24 protein-coding genes and 2 tRNA genes are annotated in these 26,079 nt (G+C 71.6%); 15 read left to right on the top strand and 11 right to left on the bottom strand.

What is annotated here, in order from left to right; all coding sequences use genetic code 11:
• Positions 1-43: 43 nt before the first annotated feature.
• From OHA58_RS11760 to OHA58_RS11750, 3 genes are all read left to right on the top strand, one after another.
• Positions 44-117: transfer RNA gene (locus OHA58_RS11760), tRNA-Met, on the top strand.
• 210 nt (positions 118-327) lie between these two features.
• Positions 328-2,193, top strand: coding sequence for a sel1 repeat family protein (locus tag OHA58_RS11755; protein WP_405478654.1), 1,866 nt, complete (start codon positions 328-330; stop codon positions 2,191-2,193).
• Positions 2,194-2,359: 166 nt separating this feature from the next.
• Positions 2,360-2,433: transfer RNA gene (locus tag OHA58_RS11750), tRNA-Met, on the top strand.
• A gap of 68 nt (positions 2,434-2,501) precedes the next feature.
• Here the strand turns inward: OHA58_RS11750 and OHA58_RS11745 are convergent.
• The 4 genes from OHA58_RS11745 to OHA58_RS11730 form a co-directional block, all read right to left on the bottom strand.
• A complete protein-coding gene (locus tag OHA58_RS11745; RefSeq protein ID WP_405478653.1) occupies positions 2,502-3,638 on the bottom strand; it encodes an ABC transporter substrate-binding protein in 1,137 nt (378 codons plus the stop codon).
• Between the two features lie 31 nt (positions 3,639-3,669).
• A complete protein-coding gene (locus OHA58_RS11740; RefSeq protein WP_405478652.1) occupies positions 3,670-4,533 on the bottom strand; it encodes an ABC transporter permease in 864 nt (287 codons plus the stop codon).
• A complete protein-coding gene (locus OHA58_RS11735; RefSeq protein WP_405478651.1) occupies positions 4,530-5,312 on the bottom strand; it encodes an ABC transporter ATP-binding protein in 783 nt (260 codons plus the stop codon). Before OHA58_RS11735 ends, OHA58_RS11740 begins: the two co-directional genes overlap by 4 nt.
• 171 nt (positions 5,313-5,483) lie before the next feature.
• Positions 5,484-5,900, bottom strand: a complete 417-nt coding sequence (locus OHA58_RS11730; protein WP_405478650.1) for a Fur family transcriptional regulator — start codon at positions 5,898-5,900, stop codon at positions 5,484-5,486.
• A 162-nt stretch (positions 5,901-6,062) separates the two neighbouring features.
• On the opposite strand from OHA58_RS11730, the gene OHA58_RS11725 reads away from it, so the two are divergent.
• Positions 6,063-7,544 (top strand): catalase, encoded by a 1,482-nt coding sequence (locus OHA58_RS11725; protein ID WP_405478649.1) that lies wholly within the window; start codon positions 6,063-6,065, stop codon positions 7,542-7,544.
• A gap of 73 nt (positions 7,545-7,617) precedes the next feature.
• Here OHA58_RS11725 and OHA58_RS11720 read toward each other — a convergent pair whose 3' ends face one another.
• Together OHA58_RS11720 and hisN are read right to left on the bottom strand one after the other, a co-directional pair.
• Positions 7,618-8,019: a cyclic nucleotide-binding/CBS domain-containing protein gene (locus tag OHA58_RS11720; protein ID WP_405478648.1), complete on the bottom strand. Its 402-nt coding sequence runs from the start codon at positions 8,017-8,019 to the stop codon at positions 7,618-7,620.
• Between the two features lie 198 nt (positions 8,020-8,217).
• Complete coding sequence (hisN, locus tag OHA58_RS11715) at positions 8,218-9,012, bottom strand: histidinol-phosphatase (protein ID WP_116510193.1); 795 nt, start codon at positions 9,010-9,012, stop codon at positions 8,218-8,220.
• 132 nt (positions 9,013-9,144) lie between these two features.
• Between hisN and OHA58_RS11710 the strand changes: the two genes are divergently transcribed.
• Positions 9,145-9,747, top strand: a complete 603-nt coding sequence (locus OHA58_RS11710; RefSeq protein WP_405478647.1) for a TetR/AcrR family transcriptional regulator — start codon at positions 9,145-9,147, stop codon at positions 9,745-9,747.
• 18 nt (positions 9,748-9,765) lie between these two features.
• Here OHA58_RS11710 and OHA58_RS11705 read toward each other — a convergent pair whose 3' ends face one another.
• The gene (locus OHA58_RS11705) at positions 9,766-11,451 is read right to left on the bottom strand and encodes an ABC transporter substrate-binding protein (RefSeq protein WP_405478646.1); all 1,686 of its coding nucleotides are present in this window, start codon (positions 11,449-11,451) and stop codon (positions 9,766-9,768) included.
• A 263-nt stretch (positions 11,452-11,714) separates the two neighbouring features.
• On the opposite strand from OHA58_RS11705, the gene OHA58_RS11700 reads away from it, so the two are divergent.
• Genes OHA58_RS11700 through OHA58_RS11690 form a run of 3 tightly spaced genes read left to right on the top strand, consistent with a single transcriptional unit; the run spans position 11,715 to position 15,666 of the window.
• A complete protein-coding gene (locus tag OHA58_RS11700; RefSeq protein WP_405478645.1) occupies positions 11,715-12,698 on the top strand; it encodes an ABC transporter permease in 984 nt (327 codons plus the stop codon).
• Positions 12,699-12,719: 21 nt separating this feature from the next.
• Positions 12,720-13,646, top strand: coding sequence for an ABC transporter permease (locus OHA58_RS11695; protein WP_405478644.1), 927 nt, complete (start codon positions 12,720-12,722; stop codon positions 13,644-13,646).
• Positions 13,627-15,666 carry a dipeptide ABC transporter ATP-binding protein gene (locus OHA58_RS11690; RefSeq protein WP_405478643.1) on the top strand — a complete coding sequence of 680 codons (2,040 nt, stop codon included), beginning with the start codon at positions 13,627-13,629 and terminating at the stop codon, positions 15,664-15,666. Before OHA58_RS11695 ends, OHA58_RS11690 begins: the two co-directional genes overlap by 20 nt.
• Before the next feature lie 10 nt (positions 15,667-15,676).
• On the opposite strand, the gene OHA58_RS11685 is transcribed toward OHA58_RS11690, so the two are convergent.
• The 4 genes from OHA58_RS11685 to OHA58_RS11670 form a co-directional block, all read right to left on the bottom strand.
• Complete coding sequence (locus OHA58_RS11685) at positions 15,677-16,000, bottom strand: multidrug efflux SMR transporter (RefSeq protein ID WP_116510189.1); 324 nt, start codon at positions 15,998-16,000, stop codon at positions 15,677-15,679.
• A 116-nt stretch (positions 16,001-16,116) separates the two neighbouring features.
• The gene (gene rsgA / locus OHA58_RS11680) at positions 16,117-17,127 is read right to left on the bottom strand and encodes a ribosome small subunit-dependent GTPase A (protein WP_405478642.1); all 1,011 of its coding nucleotides are present in this window, start codon (positions 17,125-17,127) and stop codon (positions 16,117-16,119) included.
• Positions 17,128-17,143: 16 nt separating this feature from the next.
• Positions 17,144-18,460, bottom strand: coding sequence for a 3-phosphoshikimate 1-carboxyvinyltransferase (aroA, locus tag OHA58_RS11675; protein ID WP_405478641.1), 1,317 nt, complete (start codon positions 18,458-18,460; stop codon positions 17,144-17,146).
• A 66-nt stretch (positions 18,461-18,526) separates the two neighbouring features.
• Positions 18,527-19,249, bottom strand: coding sequence for a M50 family metallopeptidase (locus OHA58_RS11670; RefSeq protein ID WP_405478640.1), 723 nt, complete (start codon positions 19,247-19,249; stop codon positions 18,527-18,529).
• 49 nt (positions 19,250-19,298) lie between these two features.
• Here OHA58_RS11670 and OHA58_RS11665 point away from each other — a divergent pair, with 49 nt between their 5' ends.
• The 7 genes from OHA58_RS11665 (at position 19,299) to OHA58_RS11635 (ending at position 26,021) form a co-directional block, all read left to right on the top strand.
• Positions 19,299-20,114 carry an SOS response-associated peptidase gene (locus OHA58_RS11665; RefSeq protein WP_405478639.1) on the top strand — a complete coding sequence of 272 codons (816 nt, stop codon included), beginning with the start codon at positions 19,299-19,301 and terminating at the stop codon, positions 20,112-20,114.
• Between the two features lies 1 nt (position 20,115).
• Positions 20,116-20,805, top strand: coding sequence for an alpha/beta family hydrolase (locus OHA58_RS11660; protein ID WP_405478638.1), 690 nt, complete (start codon positions 20,116-20,118; stop codon positions 20,803-20,805).
• A 305-nt stretch (positions 20,806-21,110) separates the two neighbouring features.
• On the top strand, positions 21,111-21,776 hold the full coding sequence (gene sigR, locus OHA58_RS11655; protein ID WP_199841903.1) for an RNA polymerase sigma factor SigR: 666 nt from the start codon (positions 21,111-21,113) through the stop codon (positions 21,774-21,776).
• Positions 21,773-22,084: a mycothiol system anti-sigma-R factor gene (gene rsrA, locus OHA58_RS11650; RefSeq protein WP_116510175.1), complete on the top strand. Its 312-nt coding sequence runs from the start codon at positions 21,773-21,775 to the stop codon at positions 22,082-22,084. The genes sigR and rsrA overlap by 4 nt, the downstream gene beginning before the upstream one ends.
• A 202-nt stretch (positions 22,085-22,286) precedes the next feature.
• Positions 22,287-23,612, top strand: coding sequence for an HD-GYP domain-containing protein (locus OHA58_RS11645; protein ID WP_405478637.1), 1,326 nt, complete (start codon positions 22,287-22,289; stop codon positions 23,610-23,612).
• Between the two features lie 74 nt (positions 23,613-23,686).
• A complete protein-coding gene (locus OHA58_RS11640) occupies positions 23,687-24,889 on the top strand; it encodes an HD-GYP domain-containing protein (RefSeq protein ID WP_405484916.1) in 1,203 nt (400 codons plus the stop codon).
• A 151-nt stretch (positions 24,890-25,040) separates the two neighbouring features.
• On the top strand, positions 25,041-26,021 hold the full coding sequence (locus OHA58_RS11635; RefSeq protein ID WP_405478636.1) for a tetratricopeptide repeat protein: 981 nt from the start codon (positions 25,041-25,043) through the stop codon (positions 26,019-26,021).
• Positions 26,022-26,079: the final 58 nt, after the last annotated feature.

Below are 26,079 nucleotides of genomic sequence, written 5' to 3'. Positions count from 1 at the left end.
GCGAAGACCCACCTCGCGCCGTGGTACGGTTTGAACACAACGGCGCGGGGTGGAGCAGCTCGGTAGCTCGCTGGGCTCATAACCCAGAGGTCGCAGGTTCAAATCCTGTCCCCGCTACTGAAGACGAAGGCCCGGATCCTGATCTTTCAGGATCCGGGCCTTCGTCGTGTGCGCGGGAACCGTCTGTACGTGCGAAGCGTGCCTCTCCCGGGGGTAGTTGAGGTTTTTGTGTTTCACTTATCTCTCTGTGGGCATGTCGACAAAACGCTGTAGTGACCTCACTGGCTGCGGTATACCAGGTGTACCCAGGTTGCAGGTGGTGCGACGATGGACGTTATGGGGGACAAGGCAACTCTGTTGGAGACAGGGCGGTTTGTGCAGTCGGCCGACCGGGAGGAACCCGGGGCGGCCGCCGAGGAAGCACGCCATCGGCCGGCCGCCGAGTCCGGCGACGTCGAGGCGATGAGTGTCCTCGGGGCCATGCTGCTGCGCCGCGGTGACCTCGACGGAGCCGAGCCCCAGCTGCGCGCTGCCACCGCCGCGGGCGACCGCGCCGCCGCCAACAACCTCGGCGTCCTGCTGCACCAGCGCGGATACGCGGACGAGGCCGCCGGCTGGTGGCGCATCGCCGCCGTCGCCGGATCCGCCCCCGCCGCGCACGCGCTCGGCCGCCACCACCGCGAGCGCGGCGACGAGCCCGCCGCCGAGTACTGGCTGCGGCAGTCCGCCGAACAGGGCCACGCCCTCGGCGCGTACGCGCTCGCCGACCTCCTCGAACACCGCAGCGATGTCGGCGCCGAGCGCTGGATGCGCGCCGCCGCCGAGCACGGCCACCGCGAGGCCGCCTACCGGCTCGCCCGCACCCTCGACCGGCGCGCCGCACAGGAGCGCCCCGAGGGAGCGCTCCGTGGTGCGCCCGCGCCCGACGACGACAGCGGCGCCCCCGGCGACGCGACCGCGACCGGCGCCCGCAGGAAGCTGCCCGCGGCCGCGGAGGCCGAGCAGTGGTACCGGCAGGCCGCCGCGCGCGGACACCGCCGGGCCGCCCTGCACCTCGGCGCGATCCTGGAGAAGCGCGGCGAGCTCAAGGAGGCCGGCCGCTGGTACCTGAACTCCGCGAAGGACGGCGAGCCCCGCGCCGCCTGCGCGCTCGGCTTCCTGCTGCGCGACGCCGGTGACGAGGAGAGCGCCGGGGTCTGGTGGCTGCGCGCCGCCCAGGAGGGCGACGGCAACGCGGCCAACGCGCTCGGCGCCCTGCACGCCCAGCGCGGCGAGACCCAGACCGCCGAGCGCTGGTACCGCGCGGCCATGGACGCGGGCGACATCAACGGCGCGTACAACCTCGGCCTGCTCTGCGCCGAGCAGGGCCGCACCGCGCAGGCCGACCAGTGGTACCGGCGTGCCGCGTACGCGGGCCACCGCGAGGCGGCGAACGCGCTGGCCGTGCTGCTCCTCCAGGGCGGCGACGCGGCGGGCGCCGAACCGTGGTTCTCCAAGGCCGCCGAGGCGGGCAGTGTGGACGCCGCCTTCAACCTCGGCATCCTGTACGCGGGCCGGGACGACGAGGGCGCCGCCCTCCAGTGGTACGAGCGGGCCGCGGCGGGCGGGCACACCGAGGCCGCGCTCCAGGCCGGGATCGCCCGGCTGCGCGACGGCGACGAGCGGGACGCCGAGCGGCATCTGCGGTGCGCCGCCGGCGGGGGCAGCGCGGAGGGCGCGTACCGCCTGGCCACGGTGCTCGACGCGCGGCAGCCCCCGGTCGGGCCCCCCGCGCTCGGCGAGTGCGTCAGTGAGCGCGCCGAGTGCGAGGAGTGGTACGAGCGGGCCGCCGAGCAGGGGCACCGGCGCGCGCAGGTGCGCGTGGGGATGCTGGCCGCGGCGCGGGGCGATATCGTCCGCGCGGCGCGCTGGTACCGCGAGGCCGCGGAGGCGGGCTCGCGCAACGGTGCGTTCAACCTCGGGCTGCTGCTCGCCCGCGAGGGGAGCGAGCCGGAGGCCGCGCTGTGGTGGACGCGGGCGGCCGACGCCGGGCACGGGCGCGCGGCGCTGCGGCTCGCGCTGTTGTGCGCGCGCCGCGGCGACCTTGTCGAGGGGCAGCGGTGGGCGCACCGGGCCGTGGAGCTCGGTCCCGCCGAGGTGTCCGAGCGGGCCGGGCGGCTGCGGGACGCACTGCGGTCGGAGCTGTCCGCGTAGCGGAGGCATCTGGTAGCGGAGGCATCTGAGGGTGCAGCACAGGCCCGTCCGGGCTGTGCTGCACCCCGGTTCTCCCCCCTGTTCCGCCCCTTTTCGCCCGCGCAGGCCAGGCGCCGGAAGGGATTTGCGCTGGTCGGGGGCGCTCGCGTAGAGTCGTGTTTACCGACGCGGGGTGGAGCAGCTCGGTAGCTCGCTGGGCTCATAACCCAGAGGTCGCAGGTTCAAATCCTGTCCCCGCTACTGAAGGCCTGAGGCCCGGAACCATTGGTTCCGGGCCTCAGCTCTGTTTCCGGCCGGGTGAGCCGGCGTTACGGCTTGTGGCCCACCGCCTCCCCGTACAGCGCCCGGTCCACGACCTTGTCCTCCGGCAGCGGGTCCCCCTTGGAGACGCCAGCCGCGCGGTACGCGGCCTGGAGCCGGTCCGTCGTGCCCGCCCTGATCTCCCAGTCCATCCGCAGCGGCGGCGTCGACTCCAGTACGGCCTTGTCGGTCTTCAGGAGCCCGGCGAGGTCGGTGACGAACGCCGGGTCCTTCTTGTAGTCGCCCGCGAAGTACGTGTTGACCGTGCGGATGTACGCGCGCAGCAACGCGACCCCGGCGTCCGGGTCCTCCTCGAGGAGCTTCGGGCCGAACAGGAGACCGCCGAGGGGTTCGCCGAGCGGCTGGCCGCCGAGGAACGCGTACCGCTTGTCGCCGTCGACCTTGCGCCATACCGGGTCGAGCAGCCAGGCCGAGTCGACCCCGCCGTTCTGGAGCGCGGTCAGGACGTCGGCCGAGCCGAGCTGCTGGAACTGGATCTTGTCGAGGCCGCCGCCGTGCTTCTTCAGCGCCTTGTCCATGGGGTACGAGATGACCGAGCCCTTGCCGATCATCGTGCCGAGCCTGCGTCCCGCCATCGGGACGTGGTCCGGGCTCTGCCCCTTCTTCAGGCGCACCCACATACCGCTCTTGGACTTCGGGTCCGGGGAGAAGTTCCCGGCGACCCACTTGATGTCGAAGCCGCCGCTGATGCCGTTCATCACCGCGGCCTCGGGCGCCGCCCACTGCGCATCGATGTCTCCCTTGGCCAGCAGCGGGAGCGCGTCCGGGGTCGGCAGGACCTTCAGGGTGACGTCGAGACCCTCCTTCTTGAACTCGCCCTTCTGCACGGCCAGTTCGAGCGGGGCCACGTACTCGGCGCTCAGGGTGCCGGTCGCGATGGTGAGCTTGCGGGTCTTCGCGAGCTTCACCGGGGCCGGGGCGCCCTTGTCGCAGCGGGCGGGTGCGCGGTCGGCGGCCAGGTCCGACGGATCGGTCCAGCCGGTCGTCCCGCAGCCCGCCACCGCCTTGACCGTGCGGGGCTTCGCGGCCGTGTCCGACGAGGAGTTGCTGTTGTCCCCGCAGCCGGCCGAGGCGAGCAGGGCGCCGGTCAGGAGCAGGGTCGTACAGACGAGTCTGGTGCGCATGGATTCTCCGTACGGGAAGGGGCGGTGGAGGTCAGGACTGGCCGCGGCCGCGGTCGCGCGGCGCCCACGGGGTGAGCAGCCGGCCCGCGATGCGCACCAGTTCGGAGAAGACGACGCCGAGCACGGCGACACAGACGATGCCGACGAACATCACGTCGTTCTGGAAGAGGGCGCGGGCGTCGAAGATCAGGTGGCCGAGGCCGTTCGTGGCCGCGATCTGCTCGGAGGCGACGATCACGAGGACCGCGACGCCCGCGGCGATGCGGGCGCCGACCAGGACCGCGGGCAGCGACGCGGGAAGCAGGACGTGCCGGAACATCTGCCACGGCGAGGCGCCGAAGACCTGGCCGGCGTCCCGGTGGCCGGAGGGGACGGCGAGCACCGCCGCCATCGTCGAGATCCAGACGAAGAAGAAGACGGTCGTGGCGACCAGCGCGATCTGCGGGCCCTCACCGAGGCCGAACATGTTCAGGAAGATCGGCAGCAGGGCCAGCTTCGGGACGACGTAGAGCGCGTCCAGCATCGGTTCGAGGGCGGCGCGGACGACGGAGAGCGAGCCCATCAGGAGGCCGAGGGCGTATCCGGTGACGGTGCCGATCGCGTATCCGGCGAGTACGCGCTTGAGGGTGGCCCACACGTCCGGCCACAGGTCGCCGTCCGCGGCGCGGTGCCAGCCGTCGACGAGGATCGTGGACGGCGCCGGGTAGACGCGGTCGTCGATCCACGCCTGGGTGGCGGCGAGCTGCCACAGCAGGACCAGGACGAGAGGGACGGCGACGGCGAGCGAGAGTTCGAGGGCGCGGCGCCTGCGGTGGGTGCGGGCGGGGTGCAGCTCCTGTGGGCCCGGCCGTCTGACCAGGAGCGTCGTGTCTTCCTTCGGGGCGGTCGTCGTCATGCCGGGACCACCTCGTCGCGCCGTACCTCGCCCCGCAGCAGATCCCACAACTCGCCCTTCAGGGCGGTGAATTCGGGCGTCGAGCGGATGTCGCCGGTGCGCGGCCGGGCGAACGGCGGGCGGCGCTCGGCGATGATGCGGCCCGGCCGGGCCGACATCACGAGGACGCGGTCGCCCAGCACGATCGCTTCTTCCAGGCTGTGGGTGATGAAGAGGGTGGTGGTGCGGGTGGTCTGGGTGAGGTCGAGGAGCTCGTCCTGGAGGATCGTGCGCAGCTGGGCGTCGAGGGCCGCGAACGGCTCGTCCATGAGGAGGATCTCGGGCTCCACGGCGAGCGCGCGGGCGATGGCGACGCGCTGGCGCATGCCGCCGGACAGCGCGGACGGATAGGCGTCCGCGAAGTCGGCGAGGCCCATGCGGGTGAGCCAGTCGGTGGCGCGGGCGTCGGCCTCCCGGCGGGGGACCTTCTGGATGTCGAGGCCGAAGCGGACGTTGGCCAGGACCGTCTTCCAGTCGTAGATCCCGTAGTCCTGGAAGATCATCGCGGCCGGGCGGGCGCTGTCGGTGCGGATGGCCAGCTCGCCGGCGGTCGGGCGCAGCAGGCCGGCGGCGATGCGCAGGAGGGTGGACTTCCCGCAGCCGGAGGGGCCGACCACGCAGGTGAACTCGCCGGGGGCGATGGTGAGGTCGACAGGGCCGAGGGCCGCCACCGTGCGGTGGCCTCGGCCGAAGGACCGGGTGAGCGTACGGGCCTGGAGTTTGGGGTGCGGATCTCCCACGGTTTCCCTCCCGGGGTGCGGTGGAGGTGGGCGCCGCCGACGATATGACGGGTCGTCAGATTGGGGAAGGGGGCGGGTTGTTGAGATACGTACCAAAGGGGTGTGCGAGAGGGGCAAGCGAAGAGGGCCCGCACCGTTCGGTGCGGGCCCTCTTCGGAGGAGTCGTGTGCGCTACGCCGTCGCGCAGTTCGGGCAGACGCCCCGGTACGTCACCTCGACGTCCGAGACCGTGAAGCCGAAGCGTTCGGAGTCGGGGAGGTCGGTGAGCGGGTTGCCGCTCGGGTGGACGTCGCGGATCGCGCCGCACCGGGCGCAGACCAGGTGCTGGTGCGGGCGGTGCGCGTTCGGGTCGTAGCGCTTGGCGCGCTTGTCCGTGGCGACCTCGATGACCTCACCGAGGGAGACCATCTCGCCGAGCGTGTTGTACACGGTCGCCCGGGAGATCTCGGGGAGCTTGGTGACGGCGCGCGCATGCACCTCGTCGGCCGTCAGGTGTACATGGTCCCCGTCGAGGACCTCGGCCACGACGCGCCGCTGTGCGGTCATGCGCCAGCCGCGTCCGCGCAGTCGTTCCAGCAGGTCACTCATGAGGGCCAGCCTAACAGGCGAGGGGACCAGGTCCCGAACGGGTGTGACTTTGGAAGCCCACTTGACTTAGACATTGTCCATTGTAGGATCGGAAACGGCTTTGGCCAAGGGACAGGACTTGCAGCAGATGAGGGCGCGGCAACAGCCGCTCCAGTGGAGCCGGTGCTTGCACCGGGGCAGGAGGCGCACGTGACGTCGCAGGGACCGCTCACCACGGAGGCCGGCGCGCCGGTCGCCGACAACCAGAACAGCGAGACCGCGGGCGTCGGCGGGCCTGTACTGGTCCAGGACCAGGCGCTGCTCGAGAAGCTCGCGCACTTCAACCGCGAGCGCATCCCGGAGCGCATCGTGCACGCCCGCGGCGCCGGTGCGTACGGCACGTTCACGCTGACCCGGGACGTCTCGCAGTGGACGCGGGCCAAGTTCCTCTCCGAGGTCGGCAAGCAGACCGAGACGTTCCTGCGGTTCTCCACCGTCGCCGGCAGCCTCGGCTCCGCGGACGCCGTGCGTGACCCCCGCGGCTTTGCGCTGAAGTTCTACACCGAGGAGGGGAACTATGACCTCGTCGGCAACAACACCCCGGTGTTCTTCATCAAGGACGCCATCAAGTTCCCCGACTTCATCCACACGCAGAAGCGCGACCCCTACACGGGCTCGCAGGAGGCCGACAACGTGTGGGACTTCTGGGGCCTGAGCCCGGAGTCGACGCACCAGGTCACCTGGCTCTTCGGCGACCGCGGCATCCCGGCGACGCTGCGCCACATGAACGGGTACGGCTCGCACACGTACCAGTGGAACAACGAGGCCGGCGAGGTCTTCTGGGTCAAGTACCACTTCAAGACCGACCAGGGGATCAAGAGCCTCACGGCCGACGAGGCCGCGAAGCTCGCCGGTGAGGACCCGGACTCGCACCAGCGCGACCTGCGCGAGGCCATCGAGCGCGGCGAGTTCCCGTCCTGGACCGTGCAGGTGCAGATCATGCCGGCGGCCGACGCGGCGAACTACCGCTTCAACCCGTTCGACCTCACCAAGGTGTGGCCGCACGAGGACTACCCGGCGATCGAGATCGGCAAGCTGGAGCTCAACCGCAACCCGGAGAACATCTTCGCCGAGGTCGAGCAGTCCATCTTCAGCCCCGCGCACTTCGTGCCGGGCATCGGCCCCTCGCCCGACAAGATGCTCCAGGGCCGCCTCTTCGCGTACGGCGACGCGCACCGCTACCGCGTCGGCATCAACGCCGACCACCTGCCGGTGAACCGTCCGCACGCCACCGAGGCGCGCACCAACTCCCGTGACGGCTTCCTGTACGACGGCCGCCACAAGGGCGGGAAGAACTACGAGCCGAACTCCTTCGGCGGCCCGTTCCAGACGGACCGGCCGCTGTGGGTGTCGACGCCGGTCACCGGCGGCACCGGCAACCACGAGGCTCCCTCGCACGTCGAGGACGACGACTTCGTGCAGGCGGGCAACCTCTACCGCCTGATGTCCGAGGACGAGAAGGCCCGTCTGATCGAGAACCTCGCGGGCAACATCGCGGGCGTCTCCCGCGACGACATCGCCGAGCGCGCGATCGGCAACTTCCGCCAGGCGGACGGTGACTTCGGCAAGCGCCTCGAGGCCGCGGTCCAGGCCCTTCGCGGCTGACCGGGACGCTTGACGCAGGCAGAGGGCCGGCTCCCTTCGGGGGCCGGCCCTCTTGTGTGGCGAAGGCGAGGTCCTAGCTCACCAGCGTCGTCGAGTGGCGGCGGGCCGGGGCCCAGCAGCGGATGATGTCGCGGACCGACACGATGCCCACCGGCTCATGGTCGTCGAGCACGATCAGATGGCGGAACCCGCCGTGCGTCATGGCCTCGGCGGCCTCCAGGAGCGTCCACGCCGGGGCGGCGAAGACGACGTCGGTCGTGGTGTGGGTGCCGGCGATCTCGTGGTCCGGGTTCTGGCCGAGGCCGAGTGAGTTGAGGATGTCGCGCTCGGTCAGAATGCCGATTCCGCAGGTGTCGGGGTCGAGGACGACCGCCGCGCCGACGCGGCGCTCGGACATCAGCCGGGCCGACCTGCGCAGCGTGTGGGTGGGGCCGATGGTGAGGACCATCGTGCTCATGGCGTCGCGGACGAGCATGGGCGTGAGCCACCTCCTTGGTGAATCCGCGACCTCCGGGATGCCGAAGGATTGCCTCCGGTCCCGACCTGGAGAACGGATTCACAAGTTCACAAGTGGGGGACTCTCAGAGTCGCAGCCGTTCGGGCCGTCAACAAGGGGGCGCGGAAGGTCCGTTGCGCCGCTACGGTGCTTCCGCACGCCGTAGCGGCGCGACGCTCACGTCTGCAGGTAGCTCAGCAGCTCGCCGTGGAGCAGGCCGTTCGACGCCGCCGCGTTGCCGCTGTGCGGGCCGTGGCGCCCGTCGAGGCCGGTGAAGACGCCGCCCGCCTCCGTCACGATGATCGCGTTCGCCGCCATGTCCCACAGGGAGAGCTCCGGCTCCGCCGCCATGTCGACCGAGCCCTCGGCGACCATCATGTACGGCCAGAAGTCGCCGTAACCGCGCGTGCGCCACACCGCGCGCGTGAGGTCGAGGAAGCCGTCGAGCCGGCCCTGCTCCTCCCAGCCGCTCAGCGAGGAGTAGGCGAAGGACGCGTCCGCGAGGCGCCCGACCTTCGAGACGTGCAGGCGCGAGGCCGACGTCAGGCTGCGGCCCGTGTAGGCGCCCGCGCCCTTCGCCGCCCACCAGCGGCGGCCGAGCGCCGGCGCGGAGACGACGCCGACCACTGGCTGGTAGCCGCCCTCGCCCGCCTCCATCAGCGAGATGAGCGTCGCCCAGACCGGCACGCCGCGCACATAGTTCTTGGTGCCGTCGATCGGGTCGACGACCCAGCGGCGCGGGCCCGTGCCCTCGATCCCGTACTCCTCGCCGAGGATCGCGTCCCGTGGCCGTGCCCGCTTGAGCTGACCGCGGATGAGCTCCTCCGCGGCCTTGTCGGCCTCGCTCACCGGTGTCATGTCCGGCTTGGTCTCGACTTTCAGGTCGAGGGCCTTGAACCGGTCCATGGTCGCCGCGTCGGCGGCGTCCGCGAGGACGTGGGCGAGACGCAGATCATCGTGATAGTCGGGCATGAGTGAACAGTATCGATCGAGGTCGGTCCGGGGCCACAGGGCGCCCGGCCCGGCGGCCCGCGAGGGCTATTGACAGGGCACACGGGCGCGTCAACCCTGGCGGTTGAGCCGCTACGGCGTGGGGAGGCGACGATGCCCACAGCGCGGGAGTCCTTGCTCGACGCGGCCGGTACGGCGCTGGCCGGGCGCCCTTGGCCCCTGGTGCGGATGATCGACGTGGCGGCCGTCGCCGGGGTGTCCCGGCAGACCCTCTACAACGAGTTCGGTACCAAGGACGGGCTCGCGCGAGCCCTGGTCCGGCGCGAGGCGGACGCCTATCTGGCCGGCGTCGACCGGGCCCTGAAGGAGGCCGGGATCGAGGCCGTCGCCGAGTGGACCGTCACCGCGGCCCGCTCCAGCGCACTCGTACGGGCCGTGCTCACCGGCTGCTGGGGCGAGCGGTTGCCCGCCCCGGTGCCCGGCGGGGTGCCCTCGTCGTCCACCGTGCCCGCACAGCGGCGGGCCGACGGGCCGCTCCCTGGTCCCGGCGACCTGGTGAAGCTGGTCCGCGAGCGGGCCGCGGCCGCGCTCCGTTCGGCGGGGCGACCGAGGGCGGAGGCGGACCAGCTGGCCCGCGACTGCGAACTGGCCGTCCGGCTCGCCCTGTCCTGTCTGCTCGCCCCGCCGGGCGACGGTGGGGTGGGGCGCCTCTTGAGGGAGGCGCTGCCGCACCGGCGCCGGGACGCCACCGCCTGAAGTGACATGCGCGGTGAGCTACTTGAGCCAGCCGATCTTCGTGTAGTCGCTGCTGGCGAGGCCGTCGGCGCCGAAGTTCGCGAGGCTTGAGCGGACCGCGACGATCTGCGGCCGCTGGTACAGCTCGATGGAGTGGCCGAGCTTCCACAGCTCCTTGTCGGCCTCGTTGTAGAGCTTGTTCGCCTCGGTGGTGTCGGTGGTCCGCTGGGCCTTCTTCAGCAGACCGTCGATCTTCGGGGAGCCGATGGAGCCGTAGTTCTGGAAGAGGTTCTTGCCCTGCGGCTGGACGAAGGTCGGGACGACGACGCTCTTGAAGACGGCGTCGACGTTGCGGAAGCTCGTCAGGTCGAAGTTGCCGGTGTTCACGAACTTCGGGAAGTAGTCGTTCGCCGGGACCTTCTTCAGCGTGACCTTGATGCCGACGGCCGCCAGCTGCTGCTGCACCAGCTCCGCCTGGTCCACCTGGGCCGACGAACTGCCCGCGCTCAGCGTGTACTCGAGCGTGAGGTCCTTGCCGCCCTTGGTACGCGTCTTCCCCTCACCGGCCGACTTCCAGCCGGCCTCGTCGAGCAGCTTGTTCGCCCTCTCGGGGTCGTACTTCCCGTACTCGCCCGAGTTGTTCCGGTAGCCCTCCTGGTTGGGCATGAACAAGTGGTTGTCGAGCGGCTTCAGTTCGAAGGAGAGGTCCTTGCTGAAGGCGGCGTTGATGCCCTTGCGGTCGATCGCGTTGCCGAGCGCCTGGCGCACCCGGACGTCCTTCAGCGGGCCGTGCGCGCCGTTGAGCGCGATGTGCACCTCGTCCCAGCGCGCGCCGCGCCGGATGTCCGTGCCGCTCGACTTCACGAGGCGCTTGTAGTCCTCGGGCAGCAGCGCGGTGGCGGAGTCGATCTCCTTGTTGAGGTATGCCTCGGTGGTCGCGGTGAAGTCGACGATCCGGTAGACGACGGAGTCCAGCTTGGGCTTGGGGCCCCACCAGGCCGGGTCCGGCACGATGGTGATCGTCTGGGCCGTCTTGTCGATGTTCTTGATCTTGAAGGCGTTCCCGGTGACCGGGACCTTCTGCGTCCACCCCTTGTTGAACTTCTCCGGGGTGTCGATGTACGCCGCCGGGTACAGAGGGTCGAAGAGGTTCTGCCACTCCGCGTACGGCTTGTCGAAGGTGATCCTGACGCCGTGCTCGTCCTTGCCCTGCTCGACCTTGGATATCTGCTCGTAGCCGTCGGTGACGGCCGCCTCGTAGTCCTTGTCCGACCCGCTCAGGGCCTTCCACTGGGCCTGGAAGTCCTTCCAGCTCAGCGGCTTTCCGTCGGACCACTTGGCCTTCGGGTTCAGCTCGTACTCCACGACCTGGGGGTCGGTGGAGACGACCTTCGCCGAGACCAGGAAGTTCGGGTTGACGTGCTGGGCGCCCTTGGCGTCGTTGTCGAACAGGTCGGGCAGCACGGCCGCGTCGACCTCCTGGGCGTCGCCCATGAAGCCGTCGGGGGTGTTCCAGTTGAAGTTGGCGGGCCAGGTCGACAGGCCCATCTTCAGCGTCCCGCCCTGCCGGAGGTCGCTCACCGGATGCGCGTTGATGTCCTGACCGTCCACCGCCGGCGCGGCCTTCTTCCGTACCGGCTTGTCGTCGTCGGACGACCCGCAGCCCGCCAGCACCAGGGTGGCCGACAGGGCTGCGGCGACGGCGGTGACGGTGGATCTGCGCATGGCTCTTCCTTCGGTCCGGGCTGCGGCGGCGGAGCGGCCGCATGTCAGCCGAGACCGTAGACCCGCGGGAGTTGACGGCGGAAGAGTGCGGCGACCTTGACATGTGCTCTTCACAAAACAGCAACAACCCGCGATCATGCTGGAGTTGAAAGCCGATGACCTGCATCGATGGCAGCCGATGAGGTGAGCCGGGCAAGGTCCCCAGTTGTCATCGAGTGTGTTTCAGCGAGAGTTCGGCGCAATCCGCGAAGAGGGCAGGCACGGTGTCGGCATATCTGGCCAAGCGGCTCGGCTATTACGCGGTCCTGCTGCTCGTCGGCATCTGCCTGTCCTACCTGATCGCCTCGCTCGCGCTCGACCCGCGCGCGTACTACGAGGGCCGCCAGCCGCCCCTGTCGCCCTCGGCGGTCGACCACCACCTCACCGCGATGGGCGTCAACGACCACAAGCCGCTCCTCGAACGGTTCCTGGCCTGGGCCGGGCACGCCGTGCGCGGCGATCTCGGGCAGACCATCGACGGGTCGTCCGTCGCCGCCGAGTTCGGCCGGCGGATCGGGGTGAGCCTGCGCCTGCTGCTGCTCGGCACGATCGCCGGCACGGTGCTCGGAGTGATCGCCGGGGCGTGGACGGCGGTGCGCCAGTACCGGCTGTCCGACCGGGCCCTGACCCTCGCGTCGTTCGCGCTGCTCTCGACCCCGGTCTTCCTGCTGGCCGTACTGCTCAAGATCGGCGCCATCTGGTTCAACCAGCGGACCGGGACCGAGCTCATCCAGTTCACGGGCGAGAAGAGCCCGGGTGTCGACTCCGGCTTCTGGGCCGTCCTGAAGGACCGCTCGGTGCACCTGCTGCTGCCGACGATCTCCATCGCCCTCGGCGCCATCGCCGGGTACAGCCGCTACCAGCGCTCCGCCATGCTCGACGTGCTCGGCGCCGACTATCTGCGCACGGCGCAGGCGAAGGGGCTGACCCGGCGCACGGTGCTGCTCCGGCACGGGCTGCGCACGGCCCTCATCCCCATGTCCACGTTCTTCAGCTACGGCTTCCTCGCCCTGTTCACGGGCGCCACCTTCACCGAGACGATCTTCGGCTGGCACGGCATGGGCGAGTGGTTCGTCTCCTCCATCGGCAAGAACGACGTCAACTCCGTCGTCGCCGTCAATGTCTTCGCCGCCGTGGTCGTGCTGCTGTCCGGCTTCCTCGCCGACGCCCTGCACGCCGCACTCGACCCGCGCGTCCGGCGCGCCTGACGCCCGAGGACGTCCCCTGCCATGACCACCACCGCCAGCGCCGTGCTCGACCCGGTGCCCTCGGCCGTACGCCCCCGGGGCCGGGCCGGCGTCGTCGCACGCCGCTTCCTGGGCCACCGTGGCGCCCTCGCCGGGGCGACGGTCCTGCTGCTGCTCGTCGCCCTCGCCGTGCTCGGCCCATACCTCGCCGGGTGGACGTACAGCAAGGTCGACTACACGGCGCTGCGCGAGGGCCCGTCGGCCGACCACTGGTGGGGCACCAACCGCATCGGTCAGGACGTCTTCGCGCAGACCGTGCGCGGGCTCCAGAAGTCCCTGGTGATCGGGGTTCTGGTGGCCCTGTTCTCGACAGGGCTCGCGGCGCTCGTGGGCGCGTGCGCCGGGTATTTCGGCGGCTGGGCGGACCGGGCGCTGATGTTCGTCGTCGACCTGCTCCTCGTCTTCCCCTCGTTCCTCATCATCGCGATCGTCTCGCCGCGGCTGCGGGGCGGCGGCTGGTTCGCGTTCGTGGGACTGCTGGCCGTCTTCGGCTGGATGATCACCGCGCGGGTGGTGCGCTCGATGGCCGTGTCCCTCAAGGAACGCGAATTCGTGCGCGCCGCCCGCTACATGGGCGTCGGACCCTTCCGGATCATCTGGCGGCACGTCCTGCCCAACGTGGTGTCGTTCCTGATCATCGACGCCACGATCGCGGTCGGCGGCGCGGTGATGAGCGAGACCGCGCTGTCGTACTTCGGGTTCGGCGTGCAGGCGCCCGACGTCTCGTTGGGGACCCTGATCGCCTCGTCGACGGGCGCCGCCATCACCTACCCCTGGATGTTCTTCTTCCCCGCCGGGCTCCTGATCGTCTTCGTGCTCGCGGTGAACCTGGTGGGGGACGGGCTGCGCGACGCGTTCGATCCGACGAGCCCGACCCGTACGAGGAAGGGTGCGCGCCGTGCTGCTTGAGGTGTCCGGGCTCCAGGTCGACTTCGACGGGAAGCCTGCGGTACGCGGCGTGGACCTGGCGCTGGAGCGGGGAGAGGTCCTCGGCCTGGTGGGCGAGTCGGGGTCGGGGAAGTCCGCGACCGCGCTGGCTCTCCTCGGCCTGCTGCCCGCCGGCGCCGCCGTCCGTGGATCGGTGCGGCTCGACGGGCAGGAGCTGGTCGGTGCGTCCGACCGGGATCTCTCGCGGGTGCGCGGCAGCCGGATCGGGATGGTGTTCCAGGACCCCCTGTCGGCCTTCACGCCCGTGTACCGGATCGGGGACCAGATAGCCGAGGCCGTGCGGGCCCACCAGAACGTGTCCAGGGAAGCGGCGCGAGCACGCGCCGTCGAGCTGCTCGACCTCGTAGGGATCCCGGAACCGGCCGCGCGCGCCGACGCCTTCCCGCACGAGTTCTCCGGGGGCATGCGCCAGCGGGCCATGATCGCGATGGCCATGGCCAACGACCCCGACGTCATCGTGGCCGACGAGCCGACGACGGCGCTCGACGTGACGATCCAGGCGCAGGTGCTCGACGTACTGCGTACGGCTCAGCGGGAGACGGGTGCGGCCGTCGTGCTGGTCAGCCATGACCTGGGGGTCATCGCGGGGATGGCCGACCGGGTGGCTGTGATGTACGCGGGCCGTGTGGTCGAGAGCGGGCCCGTGGACGACGTGTTCCGGGACGCCCGGATGCCCTACACGCTGGGGCTGATGGGGGCAGTGCCGCGGCTCGACGGGGCGGCGGATGTGCTGGTGCCCGTGCCGGGGGCGCCGCCAGGGGCCGGGGAGTTGGGCGGAAGGTGTGCGTTTGCGCCCAGGTGCCCCTTGGCGGTGGAGGCGTGTCTGAGCGAGGTGCCTCCACTACGGGCCGCTGCGGGTTCGGCGGCGCCTCACCTTGCCGCCTGTGTGTGCGCCGACGAGGTCGGCGGGCTCACCCCACAAGACGTCTTCCCCGTGCCCGGGATCGCCGATCGCGGTGAACGCCCGGTGGGGGAAGCCGTGTTGAAGGTGCGCGGGCTTGCCAAGACGTTTCCCGTGTTCAAGGGGAGCGCCTTCAGGCGGCGGGTCGGGAGCGTCTACGCCGTCGACGGGGTGGACCTCGACATCCGCGGCGGAGAGACCCTCGCGCTCGTGGGCGAGTCCGGGTCGGGGAAGTCCACCACGCTCTTCGAACTCCTCGAACTGGCACGGCCCGAGGCCGGGGACGTCGAGCTGTTCGGGCAGTCCGTGGGCGGGCTCGGGAAGGCGGGGCGGGCGGCGTTGCGGCGGCGCGTGCAGATCGTGTTCCAGGACCCGATGGCCTCCCTGGATCCCAGGATGCCGGTCGGCGACATCATCAGCGAGCCGCTGCGCGCCCAGGGCGCGGACCGGGCGGCGATCGCGCGCCGGATCCCCGTGCTCCTGGAACAGGTCGGCCTCGACCCCGCCCACGCGGAGCGCTTTCCGCACGAGTTCTCCGGCGGCCAGCGCCAGCGCGTCGGGATCGCGCGGGCCCTGTCCGTCGAGCCGGAGCTGCTCGTCCTGGACGAACCCGTCTCCGCGCTCGACGTCTCCGTACAGGCAGGCGTCCTCAACCTGCTCCAGCGGCTCAAGGCGGAACTCGGCCTCGCCTACCTCTTCGTCTCGCACGACCTGTCCGTCGTACGGCACATCGCGGACCGTGTGAGCGTCGTGTACCTGGGGCGGACCGTCGAGTCCGGGCCCGTGGCCGATGTCTTCGAGGGGCCTCTGCACCCTTACACCCAGGCCCTGTTGTCCGCGGTGCCGCTGCCCGACCCCGAGCGGGAGCGGGCGCGGCAGCGGGACCGGATCCTGCTCGCCGGTGATCCGCCGAGCCCGACGCGGCGCTACGAAGGATGCCGTTTCCGGGCGCGCTGCCCCGTCTACGCGGACCTCGACGGGGTCGGCAAGGAACGCTGCGAGCGCGAGGTGCCCGCGAGCCCGGTGGCCGGGAAGCAGAGCGCTGCCTGTCACTTCCCGCGCGTACGGGACGTCGTGTGAGCGGGGCGGCTCAGTGCGCCGAGCCCGACAGCTGAAGCCCGATCACACCGACGATCACGAGCGAGATCGAGACGAGCTTGAGGGTGGAGACCAGGTCGTCGAGGAAGACCATGCCGTAGATCGCGGTGCCCGCAGCGCCGATGCCTGTCCACACCGCGTACGCGGGACCCACGTCGAGCTTGCGCAGGGCGAGCGTGAGGAGGCCGAAGCTGCCGAGGGCGAAGCACGAGAACGCGATCGTCGGCCAGAGCCGGGTGAAGCCGTGCGAGAGCTTCAGGCAGACCGCGAAGCCGGTCTCGAGAATCCCCGCCACGATGACCAGCAGCCACGCCATGTGCTTGCCTCCAGCATCTTCGACTTCCGTGACCGCTTCGTACGGTTTCGATCTTGCGTCCGGCTTGGTGCGATTATGCACTTACCGTCGCGGGGCGGTCGCAAACAACGCTGAGGTCAGTCGCCCTCGCGTCGCTCCCTCGTGGCGAGCAGCCGCCGCAGTGAGTACAGACGCGCGGGATCGGCGTGTCCCTGAGCGACCCACTCGTCGAGCGCGCAGTCCGGCTCGTCGTGGCTGCACGCGCGCGGACAGTTCTCCGTGCCCGGCTCCAGGTCGGGGAAGGCGTGGATGACGCGGGACGGGTCGACGTAGTGCAGTCCGAAGGAGCGCACGCCCGGGGTGTCGATCACCCAGCCGTTGTCGTCGGGCAGCGGCAGCGCGAGCGCGGACGTCGTGGTGTGCCGGCCGCGGCCCGTGACCGCGTTGACATGGCCCGTCGTACGCCGGCTGCCCTTCGGTACCAGCGCGTTCACCAGCGTCGTCTTGCCGACGCCGGAGTGGCCGACGAACACGGTGATCTTGCCGTCGAGCTGCTCGCGCACCCGGGCGACCGCCGCCCCGCTCTCCAGCTCGTCCCGGCTGGTGACGACATAGGGGACGCCCAGCGCCCCGTACATCTCCAGGAGTTTGTCCGGCGGGTCGAGGTCCGACTTGGTCAGGACGAGGAGCGGGTCGAGGCCGCTGTCGTACGCGGCGACGAGGCAGCGGTCGATCATGCGCGGGCGCGGCTCGGGGTCCGCGAGGGCGGTGACTATGGCGAGCTGGTCGGCGTTCGCGACGACCACGCGCTCGTACGGGTCGTCGTCGTCCGCCGTGCGGCGCAGCACGGAGGTGCGCTCCCCGATGCGGACGATGCGCGCGAGGGTGTCCTTCTTGCCGGACAGATCCCCGACGACGGAGACCTGGTCGCCGACCACGGCCGCCTTGCGGCCCAGCTCGCGGGCCTTCATCGCGGTGACGGGGATGTCGTCGATGAGGACGGTGAGGCGGCCCCGGTCCACGGTCAGGACCATGCCGTCAGCGGCGTCCTCGTGCTTCGGGCGGATGTTCGTGCGCGGGCGGTTGCCCTTGCGGTTGGGACGGACGCGGATGTCGTCCTCGTCGGGGTTCTTGCCGTAGCGGCGCATGATCTCGATCCGCCCGTCAGTTCCCCAGCATCCCGGCCCACAGGTCGGGGAAGTCGGGCAGGGTCTTGGCGGTCGTCCCCACGTTCTCGATCTCCACGCCCGGCACGGCGAGGCCGATGATCGCGCCCGCGGTGGCCATGCGGTGGTCGTCGTACGTGTGGAAGGTCCCGCCGTGCAGGCGGCGCGGCCGGATGTGCAGGCCGTCGGCGGTCTCGGTAACGTCGCCGCCGAGCTCGTTGATCTCCTTGGTGAGCGCGGCCAGGCGGTCCGTCTCGTGCAGACGCAGGTGCGCCACGCCCCGCAGCGTGGAGGGGGAGTCGGCGAGGGCCGCGACGGCCGCGATGCCGGGCGTCAGTTCCCCGACCTCGCTCAGGTCCACGTCGATGCCGTGGACAGAGCCGGAACCGGTGAACTCGAGCCCCTGCTCGGTCAGTTCGCAGGAGCCGCCCATCAGCGTGAAGATCTCGCGCAGCCGGTCGCCGGGCTGCGTCGTGCGCTCCGGCCAGTCGGGGACGATGACCTTGCCGCCGGTGACGAGGGCCGCGGCCAGGAACGGCTGGGCGTTCGACAGGTCGGGCTCCACCGTCAGATCGCGGCCGAGCAGGGCGCCCGACGTGACCCGCCAGACGTTCGGCTCGCCGCCGGACTCCGGGGTGTCGACCTGGGCGCCGACCGTGCGCAGCATGTCGACGGTCATCCGGATGTGCGGCATCGAGGGCAGCGGGCCGCCGACGTGGCGCACCTCCACCCCCTGGTTGAAGCGCGGCGCGGACAGCAGGAGGGCGCTGACGAACTGCGACGAGGAGGACGCGTCGATCTCGACCCGGCCGCCGTCGAGGGCGCCGCTGCCGTGCACGGTCATCGGGAGCGAGCCGCGGCTGTCGTCGTCGATCCGGGCGCCGAGCACGCGCAGCGCGTCGATCACGCCGTTCAGCGGCCGCTCGTACGAACGGGGGTCGCCGTCGAAGCGCACCGGGCCGTCGGCCAGCGCCGCGACCGGGGGCAGGAAGCGCATCACCGTACCGGCGTTGCCCACGTCCACCGTGGCCGGGCCGCGCAGCCCCGAGGGGATCACGCGCCAGGCCTCGCCGGAACCGTCCGGGCCCACGCCCTCCTCGATGCCGACGCCCATGGCGCGCAGGGAGGCCGCCATCAGGAGCGTGTCGCGCGAGCGCAGCGGGCGGCGCAGCCAGCCGGGCTCGGCGGCGAGCGCGGCCAGGACGAGCGCGCGGTTGGTGACCGACTTCGACCCCGGCACATGGACCGTCGCGAAGACGGGGCCGCTCGCGTGCGGGGCGGGCCAGAGAGAGGTGTGCGCGGGGATTTCGGTCATGCCTTTACTTTAGTGGGCTCAGGCGATCGGGCCGGATCACGAGCCCCCACCCGGGGACGCGGCCGCTCACAGGCCGAGCAGCCAGCGGCCCCCGCCGAGCAGTGAGCACAGTGAGACGGCGTGGAAGAAGAACAGCCACATCCCGGCCGGCACGTGCGTGAGCCGCGACAGCTGGTCCGCGTCCGAGTCACCGGCCCCGCCCCGCCTGCGCTTGCTCTGCAGTTCGAACGCGGGCCGTACGCCGCCCAGGAGCAGGAACCACACGACGACGTACGCGAACGCGGCCTGCACCTGCGGTCCCGCCAGCCAGGACACGAGCACGAAGGTGCCGCCGGTCAGGATCACGGTCAGCGCGCCGTACGCGTTCCTGATCATCACGAGCAGCGCCACGAGCAGGGCCGTCGCCAGCCACAGGAGGGCCGTGATGTGTCCTGCGGCGAGCAGCGCGGCGCCGCCGAGCCCGAGGAGCGGGGGAGCGGTGTAGCCGGCGGCCGCGGTCAGGATCATGCCGAGGCCCGACGGCTTGCCGCGGCTGACGGTGAGGCCGCTGGTGTCGGAGTGGAGCCTGATGCCGTCGAGACGGCGCCCGCTGACCAGGGCCACGATGCCGTGCCCGCCCTCGTGGGCGATGGTGATCGCGTTGCGGGAGAGCCGCCATATAGCGTGCGGGACGACCGCGGCGAGCGCGACCGCCGCTGTGGCGAACACCACCCACTGGTCGGGGTCGGACTGGCTGCCGAAGACCCGGTCCCACAGGTCGGCGGCGCCGGTACTCGCGGTGACGTACATGGTTGGAGCGGCTCCCTCTGGCGGGCCAGTATCTGGCACTGTGGCACGTATGTGCGGACGGTATGCATCGAGTCGTAGGCCCGAGGATCTCGCAGGAATCTTTGAGGTCGAAAAGTGGGAGCCCGAGGAGACCCTCGTGCCCGACTACAACGTGGCCCCGACCAAGGAGGTCTACGCGGTACTCGACCGCCCTGTGAAGGACGCAGAGGACCCGGCTCCGGTTCGCCAGCTGCGCACTCTCAAGTGGGGCCTCGTGCCGTCGTGGTCGAAGACCCCCGAGGGCGGCGCCCGGATGATCAACGCCCGCGCCGAGACGGTGTCCGAGAAGCCCTCGTACCGCCGCGCCTTCTCGAGCCGCCGCTGCATCCTGCCCGCGGACGGCTACTACGAGTGGGTCACCGGGGTCGGCGAGCGTGATCTGGAGGTCGAGGGCAAGAAGAAGCGGCCGCGCAAGCAGCCCTACTTCGTCACGCCCGCCGACGGCTCCGTCTTCGCGATGGCGGGCCTGTACGAGTTCTGGCGCGACCGCACCCTGCCCGACGAGCACCCCCTCGCCTGGTGGGTGACCTGCACCGTCATCACCACCGAGGCGGAGACCGCGCCGCTCGCCGTCGCGCCCGACGAGGGGCCCCGCTCGCTCTCCGACATCCACCCCCGGATGCCGCTCATGCTCACGCCGGACCGGTGGGACGCCTGGCTCGACCCGGCCCGCACCGACGCCGACGACCTGAAGTCCCTGCTCGCGCCGCCGCCGGAGGGCCTGATGCGGGCGTACCCCGTGTCGACGTCGGTCAGCAACGTGCGCAACAACGGGCCGGAGCTGCTCAAGGAGCTGGAGGGGCCCGAGGAGGGCACACTCTTCTGACGTGACCAAGAACGTGACCAAGAACACGACCACGAGCGCCGCCGGGCCCGCCGCGAAGACCGAGATCGTCGAGACCGGCGCAGGTGAGGCCCGCATCACCTGGCATCCGGCCCCCGCGAAGAAGGCCCGGCTCGTCCTGGCCCTCAGCCATGGCGCCGGTGGCGGCATCGAGGCGCGTGACCTGAAGGCCGTCGCCGCCGAGCTGCCCGCCCACGGTGTGACCGTCGCCCTCGTCGAGCAGCCGTGGCGGGTGGCCGGTAAGAAGGTGGCACCCGCACCGAAGACCCTGGACGTCGGCTGGCGCGGGGTGTGGCCCGCCCTGGAGCAGCCGGGGCTGCCGGTCGTCTCGGGCGGGCGCAGCGCGGGCGCGCGCGTGGCGTGCCGCACGGCGCAGGAGCTCGGCGCGGCCGCGGTCCTCGCCCTGAGCTTCCCGCTCCACCCGCCGGGCCGCCCCGAGAAGTCCCGCGCCGACGAACTGCTCGGCGCCGGGGTCCCCACCCTCGTCGTCCAGGGCGGCAACGACCCCTTCGGGAAGCCCGCCGAATTCCCCGGCTCCACCGCGTACGAGCTCGTCGAAATCCCTTACGGGGACCACGGATTCGCGGTGCCGAAGCGGGCGGACATCGGCCAGGACGAGGCCCTCGCGCTCATCGTGGACGCCGTCGTGAAGTGGGCCGGATCACTCGCGTGACCCCCGGGAATGTTGCGGCCCGGACGTCTGTTGTCCGGAACAGACGGTACGAGAGTGCTGTCGAAGACGTGCGAGAAGTCACGAATTGTCACGAGTGCTGACGAAAGGAAGTCCGCCGCATGGGTTCGACCATCTGCCCGAGCCGCAGCAGCGCCGCTGACCTGGAGTGGAGCGTGCTGCACGCGGCGAAGAGCGCCCCCATTCGGACGGCGGGCGGACAGGATCGCCAGGCCGCTCCGACCGAGGGTCGTCTATTCTCCGATTCGAGTGGGGTCTCCTTCGGCCCCGCCACGTCGTTGGAGGAGGTGGGTCCGGTCACTGGCACCGACGCAGGGACCGAACACGGGCAGGCGGAAGAGCCCGAGGAGACCGCCGCGGAGCGCAGTCTGCGCTTCGAGCGTGACGCGCTCACGTTCCTCGACCAGATGTACTCGGCCGCGCTGCGCATGACGCGGAACCCGGCCGACGCCGAGGACCTGGTGCAGGAGACCTACGCGAAGGCGTACGCGTCGTTCCACCAGTTCCGCGAGGGCACGAACCTCAAGGCGTGGCTGTACCGCATTCTCACGAACACCTTCATCAACTCGTACCGCAAGAAGCAGCGCGAGCCCCAGCGCAGTGCCGCCGAGGAGATTGAGGACTGGCAGCTGGCGCGCGCCGAGTCGCACATGTCGACCGGCCTGCGTTCCGCCGAGTCGCAGGCGCTCGACCACCTGCCCGACTCGGACGTGAAGTCGGCGCTCCAGGCGATCCCCGAGGAGTTCCGCATCGCGGTCTATCTCGCCGACGTAGAGGGCTTTGCGTACAAGGAGATCGCGGACATCATGGGGACACCCATCGGGACGGTGATGTCCCGCCTCCACCGGGGCCGTCGCCAGCTGCGCGGCATGCTCGAGGACTACGCCCGCGACCGCGGACTGGTCCCGGCCGGCGCCGGAGAGTCGAACGAAGCGAAAGGCTCGGGCTCATGAGCTGCGGAGAGCCGCACGAGACGGATTGCAGTGAAGTCCTCGACCATCTCTACGAGTTCCTCGATCACGAGATGCCGGACAGCGACTGCACGAAGTTCGAGACGCACTTCGAGGAGTGCTCTCCGTGCCTCGAGAAGTACGGCCTTGAGCAGGCCGTGAAGAAGCTGGTCAAGCGGTGCTGCGGCCAGGACGACGTACCGAGCGACCTGCGGTCGAAGGTCATGGGCCGCATCGACCTGATCCGGTCGGGGCAGGCCGTGCCCGACCAGGACGTGACGGCGTCGGCTCCCAAGCTGCGGGAAGCCTGAGACTGCGGCCGCGAGGCCGAGCGGTGATGAGCGGGACGTGACGGCGATACGTCACGTCCCGCCGCCGTTCCCCGCCCCCGTCACCCGAATGTGCTAATCCGCCATCGGGTGGCCCGGGGAATCCTCGCGATGCCGCCCGCGCGCCCTGCCCACCGCTCTATTCTCCGGAACCTGAAGCGGGATCACGGGGAGGGGGGTCGGTATGCGCACGGTTCCGCCAGTGGCCCTCGGCTATGTCCTGTGCGCGGCCGGCGGCGCCCTCGCGTGCCTGGCACCCGCCGCGGGTCCGGCCACACCGTGGCCCGCCGTCGGACTCCTCGCCGTCCTCTACACGGGATGCGAACACGCGGGCCAGTGCCGCGTGATCGGGCGGCGCGTCCCCCAGGGCATGGGCACCTTCTTCCCCGTCCTGCTCGCCGGAGCGTTCCTCCTGCCGCCCGCGGCGGCCGCACTCGTCGCCGTGCCCGGCGCGCTCGTCGCCAGGACGGACCGGCGCCCGGCCGGCCTGCGCCGCGTCTGGCGCGCCGCGCAGCTCGCCCTCGCCACCTGGGCCGCCGCCCGCGTCCACGGAGCGCTCGGCGGCACCGCGGCCGTGTCCGCGCCCCACTTCCCCTACGCGCTGGTGCCCGCAGGAGCGGCCGTCCTGGTCTTCTGCGCCGCCCTCGCCCTGCTCGACGGCGGCATCCTCGCCACCGCCGAACGCGTCCCGCTGCGCGCCGCCTGGCGCGGCCTCTTCCCGCGCGCCCTCGGGCCCGTCGCCGTGCACGGCCTCGCGGGCCTCATGATGGCCGTCCTGTGGCGCAGCCCGTACGGCCCCTTCGCCGCGCTTCTCGTGCTGCTGCCGATGTACATCTCCTGCTGGGTGTTCGCCCAGTACCACCGCGAGCGCGCCGCCCACCAGGAGACGATCCGGGCCCTCGTGCAGGCCGTCGACATCAAGGACGGATACACGCGCGGTCACAGCGAGCGGGTCGGCCAGGCGTCCATGATGATCGCCCGCGAACTCGGCATGGCGGACGAGCGCGCCGAGGTCCTGCGGTTCGCCGGGATCCTGCACGACGTCGGCAAACTCGGCGTACCGACCCGCCTGTTGCGCAAGGACGGCCCGCTGACGCCCGAGGAGCGGCGCATCATCGAACTGCACCCCGAGTACGGGCACGAGATGGTGCGCGGGATCGGGTTCCTGGGGGAGGCGCGGGCGGCGATCCTGCATCACCACGAGCGGATGGACGGCAGCGGGTACCCCTACGGGCTCACGGGGGCGCAGATCCCGGAGTTCGCGCGGGTCGTGGCGGTGGCGGACGCGTTCGACGCGATGACGTCCACGCGGTCCTACTCGCGGGCCCGGCCCGTCGACGTCGCGCTCGCCGAACTGTCCCGGTGTGCGGGCGCGCAGTTCGACCCGCAGATGGTCGGCGCGCTGGTGCGGGCGCTCGGGCGGCACGGCTGGCACCCCGCCGTGACCGCGGACGAGGCCGCCGCACAGGTGCCCGGGCCCCGCGTCGCGCGGCGGGCGGCCTCGCGGTGACGTGGACGCGGTCCCCGGGTCCGGGAAGCGGCCGGGCGCGCACCACGGTCGCGGCCGTCCGGGGCCTCGCCGTCGTGCTCACCGCCGTCTCCCTCGGCGGCACCCTCTGGGACGGCATCGAGGAACCCGGGACGGCGCTCGCCTTCGGCGTGCTCATCGCCGTCGGTGAACTCGCCCGCTGGGGGGCACCCGGAGGGGACCGGGAGCCCGCGCCTCTGGGGTCCGCCGGCGCGCTCGCGTACGCACTCCTCGGGGAGACGGCGGGACAGGCGACGCATCACGGAGCGCTCCAGGTCGTCGCCGTCTGCGTCGCGGCCGCGCTCGTCGGCTCCGTACCGCACCTCGCGCTCGGGCACGGCCCGTCCGCCGACCACATGGCGCGGCGCGTCCTGACCGTCGCCTTCGCCGCCGTCTGCTTCCAACCCCTGTACAACCAGGGCAGGTTCGGTGCCTGGCTCGGTGACGGCGCGGCCTACGCGCTGCTGCTCGTCGGGCTGCTCGTCCTGACCGCGCTGTGCGACGCCGTCCTCGCCGCGGCCATGGCGCACGCCCGTACCGGCTGGCCGTTCGGGCCGCTGCTCAGGGACGAGCTGCGCGCCATGATCGGCATCGGCTCCGCGGTGGGCGCCACCGGCGCCGTCATCGCCCTCGCCGTGGCCGTCGCCGGACTGTGGGCGCTGCCCGTCTTCTGCCTGCCCCTCCTGCTGACCCAGCTCGCGTTCCGCCGGTACGCCGCCGTGCGGACCACGTACCGGCAGACGATCACCTCGCTGGCCCGCGCCACCGAGATCGCCGGCTACACGCCCCAGGGCCATGCCCTGCGCGTCGCAGCGCTCAGCCGCGCCGTCGGCCGTGAGCTGGGACTCTCCGAGCCCGACCTCACCGTCCTGGAGTACGCGGCCCTCATGCACGACATCGGGCAGCTGTCCCTCGTCGACCCGGTGACCGACGGCGCCACCGCCGCCCTGCCCGCCCAGGAGCAGCGCCGCATCGCGCTGCTCGGCGGGGCCGTCGTGCGCCAGACGGGCGTGGACGCGGAGGTCGCCGTCGTCGTCGAGCGCCAGGCCGACCCCTACCGTGAGCAGCCCCTCACCGCGCGCATCGTCCGCACCGCCAACGCATACGACGAGATGGCCCGGGGAGAAGGCCCCCAGGGCCCCCTCACCGCCCTGGAGCGACTGCGTCTGGCCACGGGGCGCGACTACCAGCCCGATGTGGTGGAATCCCTGGCCAGGGTCGTGTCGAGGGGCGGGGTGACCCTGCCCCCGGCTGGGTAACCCATGGGTAATGAGCGGCTGTCCGGCCGTACGTGGTTGGATGCGAAGAAGAGGATGTCCGGGGGGCTCGGGCCCCGGCCGTGCTCCTTGGGGGAAGGCCCCCCGAGGGCACTGTCCCCCGGACCGACAGGCGGGAATGCAGGCGGGAATCGTGAGGATCTTCGGCAAGGGACGGCACCGGCCCTCCGCCTCATGGCGGCAGGCCACCGATCGGGCGTTCACGCTCATCGGCGACGGCCGGTACGAGGACGCCGGGGCCCTGCTCACCCGGGCCGCCGACCTCGAGCCGTGGCTGTCCGAGTCCTGGTTCAACCTCGCGCTGCTGCACAAGTTCCGGCACGACTGGGAGCAGGCGCGGGCCGCGGGCCTGCGCGCGGTGGCCCTCCTGGACCGCGAGGGCGGCGCCCCCGACTGGTGGAACGTGGGCATCGCGGCCACCGCCCTGCAGGACTGGCCGCTCGCGCGGCGGGCCTGGCAGGCGTACGGACTGAAGGTGCCGGGCGGCGCCACGGCCGCCGGTGAGCCGACCGGCATGGACCTGGGCAGTGCCGCCGTGCGTCTTTCGCCGGAGGGTGAGGCCGAGGTGGTGTGGGGGCGCAGGCTCGACCCCGCCCGCATGGAGGTCCTGTCCATCCCGCTGCCGTCCTCCGGGCGCCGCTGGGGCGAGGTCGTGCTGCACGACGGCGTGCCCCACGGGGAGCGGACGACGGCCGCCGGGTACTCGTACCCCGTCTTCGACGAGATCGAGCTGTGGGCCCCCTCGCCCGTCCCGACCTGGGTCGTCCTCCTGGAGGCGGCGACCGAGGACGACCGGGACGCCCTGGAGCAGCTCGCCTCCGACGCCGGTTTCGCCGCCGAGGACTGGTCGTCCTCCGTGCGGCTGCTGTGCCGGATGTGCTCCGAGTCGCGGATGCCGTCCGACGAGGGCGACGGCCGGCACCTGGACCCGCACGACCACAGCGAGCCCGGACATCCCGGGCCGCTCGGCCACCGCACGGACGGCCAGCTGTGGGTGCCCGAGCGCGAGTGCGGTGTCGCTGCGCCCGCGTCGCTCGTGCGGGGGCTGCTCGACGGCTGGGTCGCGGACAGCCCGGACTCCAGGGACTGGCGGGACCTTGAAGAGGTCTGCTGAGCGGTCCCCGTAGGCTGTACCCCGGAAAATTTGTCGCAGCAGGTACCGGAAGGCGTAC

This window comes from Streptomyces sp. NBC_00009 (assembly GCF_045040855.1).
GTDB classification, from domain to species: Bacteria; Actinomycetota; Actinomycetes; order Streptomycetales; family Streptomycetaceae; genus Streptomyces; species Streptomyces aureus.
This window is presented reverse-complemented; position numbering and strand designations above follow the sequence as displayed.